This window comes from Paenibacillus sp. FSL L8-0435 (assembly GCF_037965655.1).
In the GTDB taxonomy this organism is placed as follows: Bacteria; Bacillota; Bacilli; order Paenibacillales; family Paenibacillaceae; genus Paenibacillus.
Map to the genome: position 1 here is coordinate 2,358,259 of NZ_CP150185.1, position 13,234 is coordinate 2,371,492.

At 47.8% G+C, this 13,234-nt stretch carries 12 protein-coding genes; all 12 read left to right on the top strand.

Annotation, left to right across the window (positions count from 1 at the left end; genetic code table 11):
* Positions 1–75: 75 nt before the first annotated feature.
* The 12 genes from NST33_RS10720 (at position 76) to ftsY (ending at position 13,219) form a co-directional block, all read left to right on the top strand.
* On the top strand, positions 76–582 hold the full coding sequence (locus tag NST33_RS10720) for a DUF177 domain-containing protein (RefSeq protein WP_221824203.1): 507 nt from the start codon (positions 76–78) through the stop codon (positions 580–582).
* A 68-nt stretch (positions 583–650) separates the two neighbouring features.
* Positions 651–824 (top strand): 50S ribosomal protein L32, encoded by a 174-nt coding sequence (gene rpmF, locus NST33_RS10725; RefSeq protein ID WP_017689233.1) that lies wholly within the window; start codon positions 651–653, stop codon positions 822–824.
* Between the two features lie 372 nt (positions 825–1,196).
* Positions 1,197–1,745 (top strand): transcription factor FapR, encoded by a 549-nt coding sequence (gene fapR, locus NST33_RS10730; protein WP_047842457.1) that lies wholly within the window; start codon positions 1,197–1,199, stop codon positions 1,743–1,745.
* The gene (gene plsX / locus NST33_RS10735) at positions 1,742–2,737 is read left to right on the top strand and encodes a phosphate acyltransferase PlsX (protein WP_047842458.1); all 996 of its coding nucleotides are present in this window, start codon (positions 1,742–1,744) and stop codon (positions 2,735–2,737) included. Before fapR ends, plsX begins: the two co-directional genes overlap by 4 nt.
* 8 nt (positions 2,738–2,745) lie before the next feature.
* Positions 2,746–3,735 carry a beta-ketoacyl-ACP synthase III gene (locus tag NST33_RS10740; RefSeq protein WP_091034990.1) on the top strand — a complete coding sequence of 330 codons (990 nt, stop codon included), beginning with the start codon at positions 2,746–2,748 and terminating at the stop codon, positions 3,733–3,735.
* Between the two features lie 25 nt (positions 3,736–3,760).
* Positions 3,761–4,702: an ACP S-malonyltransferase gene (gene fabD, locus NST33_RS10745; protein ID WP_221824202.1), complete on the top strand. Its 942-nt coding sequence runs from the start codon at positions 3,761–3,763 to the stop codon at positions 4,700–4,702.
* Positions 4,703–4,848: 146 nt separating this feature from the next.
* Entirely contained in the window at positions 4,849–5,598 is a 750-nt protein-coding gene (fabG, locus tag NST33_RS10750) for a 3-oxoacyl-[acyl-carrier-protein] reductase (RefSeq protein ID WP_017689228.1), read from the top strand.
* A gap of 152 nt (positions 5,599–5,750) precedes the next feature.
* Positions 5,751–5,984 (top strand): acyl carrier protein, encoded by a 234-nt coding sequence (gene acpP / locus NST33_RS10755; protein ID WP_024630176.1) that lies wholly within the window; start codon positions 5,751–5,753, stop codon positions 5,982–5,984.
* 177 nt (positions 5,985–6,161) lie between these two features.
* Positions 6,162–7,400, top strand: coding sequence for a beta-ketoacyl-ACP synthase II (gene fabF / locus NST33_RS10760; protein ID WP_062833763.1), 1,239 nt, complete (start codon positions 6,162–6,164; stop codon positions 7,398–7,400).
* A gap of 13 nt (positions 7,401–7,413) precedes the next feature.
* Positions 7,414–8,118: a ribonuclease III gene (gene rnc / locus NST33_RS10765; RefSeq protein WP_036670338.1), complete on the top strand. Its 705-nt coding sequence runs from the start codon at positions 7,414–7,416 to the stop codon at positions 8,116–8,118.
* Positions 8,119–8,527: 409 nt separating this feature from the next.
* Complete coding sequence (gene smc, locus NST33_RS10770; RefSeq protein ID WP_221824201.1) at positions 8,528–12,097, top strand: chromosome segregation protein SMC; 3,570 nt, start codon at positions 8,528–8,530, stop codon at positions 12,095–12,097.
* A gap of 108 nt (positions 12,098–12,205) precedes the next feature.
* Positions 12,206–13,219 carry a signal recognition particle-docking protein FtsY gene (gene ftsY / locus NST33_RS10775; RefSeq protein WP_221824200.1) on the top strand — a complete coding sequence of 338 codons (1,014 nt, stop codon included), beginning with the start codon at positions 12,206–12,208 and terminating at the stop codon, positions 13,217–13,219.
* Positions 13,220–13,234: the final 15 nt, after the last annotated feature.

Below are 13,234 nucleotides of genomic sequence, written 5' to 3' on the forward strand. Positions count from 1 at the left end.
GAAGGCTTGACCTGTATAACTGTCGTGATACGTTTGATACGAATTATGAAATTGGTTTCGTTTGGAGTGATGGAAATGTTAATGCCATTTCGCAAAGTGGCTACCAGTGATGGCCCGCTGAAGTTTAACGAACAGTGGGATATCAAGGAACTGGTTTCTAACCGACAAGATATCACAGCCGTTACCCCGCTGACTGCGGATTTATCTGCAGAATTCAGAGAAGGTGACGTTGTGGATGTTCATGGCAAGCTGACCATAGGAGTGGACATGTTGTGCTCCCGTTGTCTCAAGCCGATCAATGAACATTTTCATATTGATTTTCATGAGCAATTCAAGCAGGGAAAACAGCCAGAGGGATTACACGAAGACGATGATACGCTCTATGTGGATGGAGATAGCGTTGATCTGAAGGGTTATGCTGAGGAAGCTTTTCTGCTGGATCTTCCGTTTATACCGCTATGCAGCGATACATGCAAAGGGTTATGCCCCAAGTGTGGCCATGAGCTGAACGAAGGTGACTGCGGTTGTGATAACCAGGTTATCGATCCGCGGCTTGCAGGGCTCAAGGATTTTTTTAAATGAGCATGATTGAAAATCGAACATTGTAACAACTACCTGCAAAGGTTGATTTTGATAAGGAGGTGGGAATAATGGCAGTACCTCAACGGAGAACGTCCAAGACGCGTCGCGACAAACGTCGCACTCACTTTAAATTGGCTGTACCGGGCATGGTGAAATGTGAACAATGTGGCGAACTTAAACTTAGTCACCACGTGTGCAAAGTGTGCGGAACGTACAAAGCAAGAGAGATCATCTCTCAATAATAGTTGGACATTAAGTAGCACTTCATTTCGATGAGGTGCTACTTTTTTTGGATTAGAGGGTGGCTATAGAGGGAGTTGGCAGGCATGAAATCCGTGCTTCACAGGGGTGTATTGTTTTTGTTAGGCCAGTCTTTCTTTTTGATACGGGATGAGATATACTATAGTTTAGTACCAGGTTCTAAGATTTGACGTTACATATAGATGAACCATAATCCGTTTGAGAACGACCCTGGTGACCAGGGATGCAACTATAGAAGCAACACGAAAGAATGGTTGAACTGGCCGGACGGGACGGTTCCGTAAACGATACAGCGGGGGGTGTCAGGCATCGAACGTGTACCGAAGAGACAGAGGCAACAGCAGTTAACCAAAATGATAGAAGAGAACCCGTTTGTGACGGATCAGGAACTTACACGCCAATTGAAGGTGAGTATTCAGACGATTCGTCTTGACAGGCTGGAACTTGGAATACCTGAACTTCGGGAACGCATGAAACTGATGGCAGAGCTCTCGTATGATCAGGTACGCTCGTTGCCCTTGCATGAGATTATCGGTGATATTGTGGATCTACAGCTGGATAAAAGCGGGATTTCCCTGTTTGAGATTAAGGAAGAACACGTGTTTTCCAGAACAGGCATTGCACGTGGACACTATGTCTTTGCACAGGCTAACTCCTTGGCTGTAGCGATTATTAATGACGAGATCGCGTTGACTGCATCAGCAGACATTCGCTTTGTCCGTTCGGTTCATTTGGGAGAGAAATGTATTGCAAAGGCTTATGTGAGATCGATTCCGGGTCAAAAGGGCAAAGCCAAAGTGGAAGTATTCACTTATGTAGGTGAAGAAATGGTGTTTCAAGGCAACTTTGTAATCTACCATTCAGGTGGAGAAGACAGCGGAGAAGGAGGTCATTTGGAATGAAAATCGTCATTGATGCCATGGGAGGCGACAATGCACCTGCATCAACGGTAGAAGGTGCGATTGCCGCAGCCACGGAATGGGCGGATACACAGATCGTCCTGATCGGCGATGAAGCCAAGCTGGAACCTCTTTTGAGTCAGTCAGGTGTTAGACCTGCCAATCTTACGGTCCGGCATGCTTCCGAAGTTATTGGTTCGGATGATGAACCCGTCAAAGCAGTGCGTCGCAAAAAGGATGCCTCCATGGTGGTCGCAGGCCGTATGCTGAAAGAGGGCGAAGCGGACGCGATGATCTCGGCGGGCAATACTGGAGCGCTCATGACAGCGGGTTTGCTTGTTGTAGGTCGCATGGCAGGCATTGAACGTCCGGCGCTTGCGCCTATGATTCCAACGATTGATGATGTAGGTGTGCTTGCGCTGGATCTAGGAGCGAATATGGATGCCAAACCGGAGCACCTTGCACAATATGGCCTGATGGGCAGTTTGTATCGGCAAAAAGTACAGGGCATTGAGTCCCCACGAGTGGGCTTGCTCAATGTAGGAACAGAGCCAGGCAAGGGAAATGAGTTAACCAAACATGCATACCCTTTACTGGAACAACTCCCAATTCGGTTTGTCGGTAATGTTGAGGCACGTGATGTGCTGACTGGTGCTTGTGATGTGCTTGTATGTGACGGTTTTGCAGGGAATATCCTGCTGAAATCGCTAGAGGGCACAGCAGGTGCCATTTTCGCCTTGCTTAAGGAACAATTCTCATCTTCTCTCAAAAGTAAACTGGCTGCAGCTGTACTAATGCCTGAGCTGCGTGGGTTGAAACGTAAGCTGGATTATACGGAGCATGGCGGAGCGCCACTCCTTGGTTTGAGTAGACTGGTTGTGAAAAGTCATGGATCTGCTGATGGCAATGCCATCAAAAATGCTGTGCGTCAAGCTCGGATTGCAGTGCAGAATCAGCTGGTAGAGAGCATATCTAAGGAAATTAGCGGGAAGTGAGTGACGATATGAATAATTTGCGCCCAGTAGGGGTTATTGGTACAGGGAAATATGTGCCTGAGAAAATTTTGACAAATAGCGATCTGGAGAAAATGGTCGATACCAATGACGAGTGGATCGTCAGTCGTACTGGAATCAAAGAGCGTCACATCGCTGCACCCGATCAGGCAACTTCTGATCTGGCATACGAAGCGGCTATTAAAGCCCTTGAATCTGCAGGCATGACAGGCAGTGATCTTGATCTGATTATTGTTGCAACCATTACCCCGGATTCTTCGTTCCCATCGACAGCTTGCATCTTGCAGGACAAATTGGGTGCAAAAGGTGCCGCGGCATTTGATCTGTCGGCTGCTTGTTCCGGATTTGTATACGGTTTGGCTAGTGCTACGAGCTTCATCCAAAGCGGTATGTACAACAATGCACTTGTTATTGGTGCAGACTGCTTGTCTCGCATTACGGATTATACAGACCGCAACACATGTGTCCTTTTTGGTGATGGAGCAGGCGCGGTAGTCGTTGGTGAAGTTCCGGAAGGTCGCGGCTTCAAAGCATTCGATCTCGGTGCCGAAGGTGCTGGCGGTAGTCTTCTTCAGATGGAAGGCGGCGGTTCCCGTCTGCCTGCTTCCGCAGAGACCGTTGAAAATAAAAAACATTACATCTACATGAACGGTCGTGAAGTGTTCAAGTTTGCGGTACGTGTCATGGGGACGGCTACCATTGAGGTATTACGCAAGGCTGGCATGGAGCGTACGGATGTGGATCTGTTTGTTCCTCACCAAGCGAATATTCGGATTATCCAATCTGCGATGCAACGACTTGAACTTCCTGAAGAAAAGGTTGTAGTCAACGTGGATAAGTATGCAAACACATCGGCAGCTTCCATCCCGCTTGCTCTGGTAGAAGCTGCGGAGGAAGGTCGCATGAAAGCCGGAGATACCGTTCTGATGGTTGGATTCGGTGGCGGTTTGACATGGGGTGCATCGGTACTCGTTTGGTAAAATAGACATCTGGGAGATGAATGAGATGGGTAAAATAGCATTTGTATTTCCCGGACAGGGATCACAGGCTGTAGGCATGGCCAAGGACGCGTATGAGTCCGTGCCTGCGGCAACTGAAATTTTTCGCACAGCAGATGAAACATTGGGTTTCTCGCTGAGCAACCTTGTATTTGAAGGACCGGAGACCGAGTTGAAACAGACATCAAATACACAACCGGCTCTGTTGACAGCAAGTATTGCCTTGCTTGAAGCTTTCAAAGAAAAAGGAATTCAGCCTGACTATACGGCTGGACACAGTCTGGGAGAATACAGTGCACTGGTGGCAGCGGGCGTTCTTTCGTTTGCTGACGCAGTGAGCACTGTACGGGCACGTGGTCAGTATATGGAACAGGCAGTACCAGGTGGACAAGGAGCGATGGCTGCTGTGTTGGGTGCGGATCGGGAAGCGCTGGGGGTGCTTTGCCGTGACGTATCTGAAAGTGGTCATGCGGTTGAACTTGCCAATATTAATTGTCCGGGACAAATCGTCATTTCTGGTGTGAAGGAGGGCGTAGCTGCTGTCGCGGGACGAGTGAAAGAAGCAGGCGGTAAACGCGCCATTGCATTGGAAGTAAGCGGTCCGTTCCACTCTTCATTGATGAAGGGTGCAGCTGAGAAGCTGGCAGAGAAACTGAAAACCGTTACGTTCTCACCGGCAGCGGTCCCTGTAGTCGCTAATGTGACTGCAAGACCTGCAGAGGATGGACAGGTTCAGGATTTGTTGACAGCTCAGGTCTATTCTCCTGTATTATGGGAAGACAGTGTGACATGGCTTATTGAGCAAGGCGTGGATACGTTCATCGAGATTGGATCTGGCAGTGTATTGACCGGTTTGATTAAAAAAACAGATAAAACCGTAAAATTGTACAATGTGAACAGTATTGAAACGCTCGAAGCAACGGCAAGTGAATTAGAAGGAGTTATATGAGTTAAACTAAACTTTTTACATGAGAACGGAGAGGACAGAAAAAATCTGGGGATAACAGCGATCGGAAGGTTATTCTGTCATCGGAGTGGCAAGTGTAAACATTCTTTGGTTGAACTGATATAGATTTGGGGAAAGGAGGAATGATTATGTCTAAACCATTAGAAGGTAAAAATGCACTCGTTACCGGGGCATCCCGGGGCATTGGGCGCAGTATTGCACTGGCACTTGCTGAAGCTGGAGCGAACGTAGCCGTGAATTATGCGGGTAGTCAAGCGGCAGCTGAGGAAGTGGCGGAAGCGATTCGTGCCAAAGGAGTCAAAGCGATTACACTTCAAGCCAATGTTGGCCTGATGGATGAAGCTGAACAAATGGTCAAAGCTACACTCGAAGCATGGGGAAACGTTGATATTCTGGTGAACAATGCCGGTATTACCCGTGATAATCTGATCATGCGTATGAAAGAGGAAGAATTCGATCAGGTTATTGAAACCAATCTTAAAGGTGTGTTTAACTGCCTTAAGGCGGTTACACGTCCAATGATGAAACAACGGTCGGGAAGAATTATCAATATCTCCTCGGTTGTAGGTGTGCTCGGTAATGCTGGACAAGCAAACTATGTTGCTGCCAAAGCAGGAGTCATTGGGCTGACAAAGGCATCTGCTCGTGAACTGGCTTCTCGTGGAATCACAGTTAACTGTGTTGCACCAGGTTTCATTGAGACAGATATGACAAAAGAGTTGTCCCAGGAGCTGGTGGACGGTATGCTAAGTGGTATTCCGTTGTCCCGTTTGGGTCAGCCGGATGAAATCGCCGGTGTAGTCACTTTCCTGGCTTCACAGGCTTCATCTTATATGACAGGGCAGACGCTGCATGTCGATGGTGGCATGTACATGTAATTCTTCCCGGACTTGAACAATAGTCGGGGAACAGGCGCTGGACGATCCGAAATGCCGGAAAAAGGCCGGGTTCCCCGGCCGGGAGCCGCATATGTCTTCTATGGCATTTTGCCTGCGATTCTCGTATAATACCAAAGAAGGAGGTGAACCGGATGTCCGATGTATTGGAGCGTGTAAAACGCATCGTCGTCGACCGCTTGGGCGCAGACGAAGCTGAAGTTACACTTGAAGCATCTTTCAAAGAAGATTTGGGTGCTGATTCTTTGGATGTAGTGGAATTGGTCATGGAATTGGAAGATGAATTTGATTTGGAAATCTCTGATGAAGATGCAGAAAAAATCACGACCGTAGGTGAAGTTGTAAACTACATACAATCTCATACCTAAAGTCATTTTTAGTCCCGCACATGTTTTCGAACAGGCGGGACTTCTCATCATTCATTGGTTTTTCTCATTCCGCAAGCAGCTCTACTCAAACAGGCCTATCTTGGTTGAATAGATGCCTGTTTGCGGATATTCCCACAAAATACTTGCGTAATGCAGTCGATATAGAGGTGACTCGGTTTGAAACAAAGAGTAGTAATTACCGGAATGGGCGTAATGACATCGCTCGGAAAAGATTTGGAAACGTTCTGGGGCAGTTTAATGGCAGGAAAGTCCGGAATTTCTCAGATTGAGGCGTTTGATGTTAGTGAATACACGACACAGATTGCAGCCGAGATCAAGGATTTCAACCCGGAAGAATATATGGATCGCAAGGATGCTCGCAAAATGGACCGTTTTGTACAGTTCGCTGTGGCAGCCGGCTTCAAAGCCGTTGAAGACAGTGGTCTGAAAATTAACGAGAATATTGATGCAGAGCGATTCGGTGTATCCATCGGATCAGGTATTGGTGGATTGGGTACGTGGGAGGACCAACATAACGCATTGTTGCAAAAAGGTCCAAAACGGGTAAGCCCATTCTTTATTCCCATGATGATCTCCAACATGGCTTCAGGCCAAATGTCCATTTCTCTTGGTGCCAAAGGTCCTAACATTAATGTTGTTACTGCTTGTGCAACAGGTACACACTCCATCGGAGATTCCTTCAAGCTGATTGCGAATGGTGATGCAGATGCCATGATCTGTGGTGGTGCGGAAGCAACAATCAGACCAACGGGTCTTGCAGGGTTCTGTGCGATGCGCGCAATGTCTACACGTAATGATGATCCTGCGAAGTCAAGTCGTCCTTTTGATACAGAACGTGATGGTTTTGTTATGGGCGAAGGCGCTGGTGTTCTGATTCTGGAATCCCTGGAGCATGCTCAAAAACGTGGTGCACGCATTTATGGTGAAGTGATCGGTTACGGTCTGACAGGTGATGCACATCACATGACAGAACCAGATCCGGACGGAGCAGCACGTTGCATGAAGATGGCACTTCGTAATGCGGGTATTGAGCCTGAAGAAGTAGACTACATTAATGCACACGGAACTTCGACGCCTGTAGGCGACAGATCCGAAACGCTTGCAATCAAAAAGGCGTTTGGTGATCATGCGTACAAGCTCGCCGTGAGTTCCACTAAATCCATGACGGGCCACATGCTTGGCGCTGCTGGTGGTGTAGAAGCGGTCATCTGCGGATTGTCACTGACACATCAGACACTGGCTCCAACGATTAACCTGGAAAATCAGGACCCAGAATGTGATCTGGATTATGTACCAAATGTTCCACGTCAAACCAAAGTTAATATTGCCATGTCCAATTCATTTGGATTCGGCGGTCACAATGCCACCATTATTCTCAAAAAATTTGAAGCATAAGGGGCTAGTTCGTTTGAGTGAAGATCTGAAGCAGTTACAACATAAACTTCAAATCAAATTTGACAACAGGCAGCTTTTAAAACAAGCGTTTACCCATGCTTCTTATGTAAACGAACACCGGTTCAGTCAGCATCAGGACAACGAGCGTCTGGAGTTTCTGGGCGATGCCGTGCTGGAACTGACTGTATCGGAGTACTTGTATCATTTGTATCCTAACCGTCCGGAAGGTGAATTAACTAAGCTGCGGGCATCCATTGTCTGTGAGCCTTCCCTCGTCAAATTTGCTGAAGCGTTGGGTTTTGGGCAGTATGTACTTCTTGGTAAAGGTGAGGAACTAACTGGAGGACGGACACGGCCGGCTCTGCTGGCAGATGTGTTTGAATCTTTCATTGGTGCATTGTATCTGGATCAGGGGCTTGCGCCTGTCCGGACATTTCTCGACCAGCATGTCTTCCCATTAATCGTATTGGGCAGCAAGCTGCAAATGAGTGATTACAAAACGGAACTGCAGGAACTTACTCAGCATCACAATATGGGAGCTTTGGAATACCGTATCGTTGAGGAACGGGGACCTGCCCATGAACGTGAGTTTGTCTCGGAGGTCCATATGGGTCAAGAACGGCTTGGCAGAGGTACAGGACGTTCCAAAAAGGAAGCGGAACAACAGGCTGCATCTGCAGCACTTGATCGACTGAAGCTTCCGGAAGCCGGAGCTTAACCGATAGCGCATAGACAAACGAAGAGCAAAGAGCAGCCCGCGGGTCCGCCCCGGCGGAAGTAATCGGCCGGACTGCTTTTTGCTCTTTTTTTTGTAAAGAGGTTCAGGGGGAGTTTGCCTGATCGTTAACTCATAAGTTGAATCTTATTTTACACAAAACGAAGAGTGCAGAACCAATCTGAAGAAGCGAAGCTAAAAGCTTTCTGAAAGAAAGCTACATCGGAAGCATATGCTCTGCATTTATCAACGGATTTTTCCCTTGGATAAGGGAATCAAGAAAATCTGGGGATAAGAGCGATCGGAGGATGGTACTGCAATTGGAGTGATCATGTGTAATGACAATTGTTCAATTTATTTAGCGCTTGAATGCAATACTTGAAATTTGCAAGAGGAGGTGACGAGAAACCCTATGTTTTTAAAACGGATTGAATTGGGTGGATTCAAGTCATTCGCCGACAAAACGGAGATGGAATTCGTTCGTGGCATTACGGCTGTTGTAGGTCCGAACGGAAGTGGCAAGAGTAATATATCGGACGGAATCCGTTGGGTTCTGGGGGAACAGAGTGCCAAGTCGCTGCGTGGTGGCAAGATGGAAGATATCATCTTTGCAGGCAGTGACGCACGGAAGGCCGTTAATTTCGGTGAGGTGTCGCTAACACTTGATAACGAGGATCACGCACTTGCATTGGATTTTGGTGAAGTGACGGTGACTCGTCGTGTACATCGCAGCGGAGATAGTGAATATTTTATTAACAAGCAATCTTGTCGTTTGAAGGATATTACGGAGTTGTTTATGGATACCGGCATCGGTAAGGAAGCCTACTCGATTATTGGACAGGGGCGAATCGAAGAGATTCTGAGTACCCGTTCAGAGGATCGCAGAGGCATCTTTGAAGAAGCTTCAGGTATCGTTAAATATAAATCCCGCAAGCGGGATGCGACGCGCAAACTGGATGAGACAGAGCAGAATTTGCTGCGGATTCATGATCTGGTGACTGAACTGGAAGATCAGATTGGACCGCTAAAGGAACAATCGGAGAAAGCGATCCATTATAAGGAACTTCGTTCACAGCTCAAATCACAGGAAATTTCCATGTATGTGTACCAGATCGAACAGATCCATGCGTCCTGGAGTAAGGCGAATGAGCGACTGCAATCCCTGAAGCAGGAAGAGGTTGGACTGGCAGCGATTGTCTCTACGCATGATGCCAAGCTGGAAAATGATCGGAATGCGCTGCGTATCCTGGAAACAGAGACAGAGCAACTGCAAGCCGCTTTATTGCAATTCAGTGAAGCGACTGAGAAAAGTGAAGGGCTTGGGGAATTGCTCAAGGAGCGCTCACACCATCTGCAAACGAATCAGGAGCAGCTCAAAGTAACGCTTGCCGCCAGTGAAGAGAGACATCGCGAACGGGAAACGGAGCTGCTTGCACTGCGTGAGAAGTTTGGCAAGCTTGAGCATGAACTGAATGATGTGAGAAATCAGTTGTCTCAGGAAGAAGCCAAACTCATCGGTGTTACAGGTGGCATTAGTCAACAGCAAGAGGAAAGCCTCAAAGGCAATTTGCTGGAACTGATGAATCAGATGGCTCAGACACGAAATGAAATTCGTTATGTGGATCAGCAGAAAGAAACGCTGGAGCGCAGGATGAATCGCGCGGCTGAAGAATCAGGCAAATGGGAAGATCAGAAAGAGACACTGGAAAGTCGCAAAGCGGACATTGAGAAAAAAGTTGTTCGTTTGGGCAAAGAAATCAGTGATCTGCGTGGTGGTTACATTACGGAAAGTGAACGACTTCAGTCGTTGCAGAAGCTGCTCGAAGAAAGTCGAGGCACGGTCCGTAAATGGGAACAGAAGCGTGAAGCTCAAGTCTCCCGCCGCGATACGATGAAAGAGATGCAGGATGATTTTGACGGATTCATGCTGGGTGTCAAGGAGGTCCTGAAGGCTTCACGTAAAGGTACGCTCAATGGTGTTCATGGAGCTGTGGCTGAACTTGTTAAAGTTCCCGAGAAGATCGAACTTGCCGTAGAGACTGCAATGGGAGCATCCTTGCAGCATGTGGTCATGGAAAATGAATCAGTTTCCAGACAGGCAATCGCTTTCCTGAAGCAACGCCAGTTGGGGCGTGCAACGTTCCTGCCTCTGGATGTCATTCGTCCTCGTGCCATTGGAGCGGCTGAACGTTCCATGATCGAAGGTATGGAGGGTTTTGTGGGGATCGGTGCTGATCTTGTACAATTCGAATCCAAGTACGCTTCGATCATTGGCAGCTTGCTCGGTAATGTTATTATTGCCGAAACGCTGGAGGTTGCCAATAAAATTGCGGCTCGTTGCCAGTATCGTTTCCGTGTCGTGACCCTTGAAGGTGATGTGGTCAATGCCGGTGGTTCCATGACGGGTGGTAGCCAGCACAAGAAAAATGTGAGTCTGCTCAGTCGGAAACGGCAGCTGGACCAGCTCGACCAGGATATTTTGGATACCGAAAATCAGATCGTGAAACTGCATCGCAGTGTGGATGATGTAAAAGTTCAACTGGAGCAGTGTCAGGACAAACTGGATGAACTTCGTCAGTCCGGTGACGATACCCGAAATGCAGAACAGCAGGCTTCGATGGAAATGAAGCAGGTAGAGCATGAGCTTCGCCATGTGCTTGAACAGGTTGCCGTTGCCGGGCAGGAGAAGAGCGGCTTCACCGAAGAGATCAAAGAGCTGGATACGGCTCGTATCGTCGCTGTGAAGAAGCTGGAGCAGCTTGAAGAGGAAGAAAAAGCGACCCATCGTGCCATTCATGCAGCTGAGTTTGCTCGGAAAGCCAATGAATCCGCGAAGGAAGAATTGCAGAGCCAACTCACCGAATTGAAAGTGCGCGAAGGCAAGCTTGATCAGGAGCGATTCTCCAATGGAGAACAATTGCGACGTTTGGAGCGGGAAGTGGAGTCGTTGGTGAAAGATCTTCGTCAGAATCGCACGTTGCTGGCTTCGATGGAAGCAGATCTCAAGAAAACACAGACCGAGAGTGTTAAGCAGATTGAAGATCTGAACCAGTACAAGCTGAAAAAAGCGGAAGCTTCCCAGGAGCTGGACTTCAAACGTGCTGCCCGAAGTGAGTTGTCGAAGAAGCTTGAGCTTGCCGAGAGCGAAACGAAGGAACAGCGCACGCAGTTAAAAGCTGTGGAAGAGCAGATGCGACAGACGGAAATTTCCGTGAACCGGCTGGATGTTGAGCTGGAAAATATACTTCGAAAACTGACGGATGAATACGAACTGGGCTATGAACTGGCCAAAGAGCGTTATCCTGTGCCGGAAGACGTGGAGCATACACAGGCAGAGGTACAGAAGCTGAAGCGCAGTATATCGGCCCTGGGTGATGTGAACCTGGGAGCGATTGAGGAGTTCCAGCGAGTCAATGAGCGATACGAGTTCCTGAGTGAACAGAAGAATGACCTGGTGGAAGCTAAAACAACGTTGTATCAGGTTATTCGGGAAATGGAAGACGAGATGGCGAAGCGATTCAAGATCACGTTTGATGCCATCCGCCGTGAGTTTGGTACCGTGTTTAGCAAGCTGTTTGGCGGGGGACGTGCTGACCTTGTTCTGATGGACCCGGAGCGCTTGCTTGAAACGGGAATAGATATTGTGGCTCAGCCACCAGGCAAGAAACTGCAAAACCTGCAACTGTTATCCGGTGGGGAGCGAGCTTTGACGGCGATGGCTTTATTATTTGCCATTCTGCATGTCAAACCTGTACCATTCTGCGTGCTGGATGAAGTAGAAGCAGCACTGGACGAAGCTAACGTGGTACGTTTTGCTCAGTACTTGCGTGAATTCTCCGAACAGACACAGTTTATCGTTGTTACCCATCGTAAAGGTACGATGGAAGAGGCAGATGTGCTGTACGGTGTTACAATGGAAGAGGGCGGAGTATCCAAGCTCGTTTCGGTTAAACTGGAAGATGAGGAAGCAGTAATTGCCTGATCTGATCCAAACCTGCGAGACAAATGAACTCATTGTAATCATTGAAAATCATTCAGATTGAGCATTTTTGCAAAAGCGCTTAGATTATGGACACGATGGAGGGGCTTTATGAGTTTTTTTAAAAAGCTGAGAGACAGCATTGCAAGCAAAACGGAGTCGGTCACCAAACAGTTCAAGGATGGATTGGAAAAGACACGTAAAGGGTTAGTGGAAAAAGTGTCGGATCTCGTAATCCGCCGCAAAAAAATCGATGAAGAGTTCTATGAAGAACTGGAAGAGATTTTGATCGGAGCAGACGTTGGCGTGAATACAGTCATGAATCTGATCGAAGACCTGCGCGTTGAGGTGAAAAAACGCAAAATTGAGGACGCGGCTGAGCTGCAGCCTGTATTGTCCGAGAAACTGACGGATCTTCTTCGCGGTGAACAGAATAACGAATTGAAAATGAACCCGGATGGCATTACCGTCATTTTGTTCGTTGGTGTTAACGGTGTTGGTAAAACAACAACGATTGGCAAGCTGGCACATCGATTTAAACAACAAGGTAAAAAAGTCATCATGGCTGCTGGAGATACGTTCCGTGCAGGAGCTATTGAACAGCTGGAAGTATGGGGACAACGTGCTGGTGTCGATGTTATCAAACAGCAATCTGGTTCTGATCCAGCAGCGGTTATGTATGATGCGGTACAAGCAGCGAAACAACGGGGTGCGGATGTTCTGCTCTGTGATACAGCAGGTCGTCTGCAAAACAAATCCAACCTGATGGACGAGCTTAACAAGATCTATCGTGTCATTCAGCGTGAGATTCCGGATGCTCCGCATGAAGTACTGATGGTACTGGATGCAACAACAGGTCAAAATGCTTTAAATCAGGCTAAACTTTTCGGTGAGAAAAGCGGTGTAACTGGCCTCGTATTGACGAAACTGGATGGAACAGCCAAAGGCGGGATCGTTGTTGCGATCCGTCAGGAGCTGGACTTGCCTGTGAAGCTTGTAGGACTGGGTGAGAAAATTGATGATCTGCAGCCGTTTGATTCGGAGCAATTTGTGCATGCTTTGTTCGCCGGATTGATCCAGGAACAGCCAGCTGAAAGTGTTGAAGAAGAGGAAGCAAATTCCTAGAACCATTAATAAGTA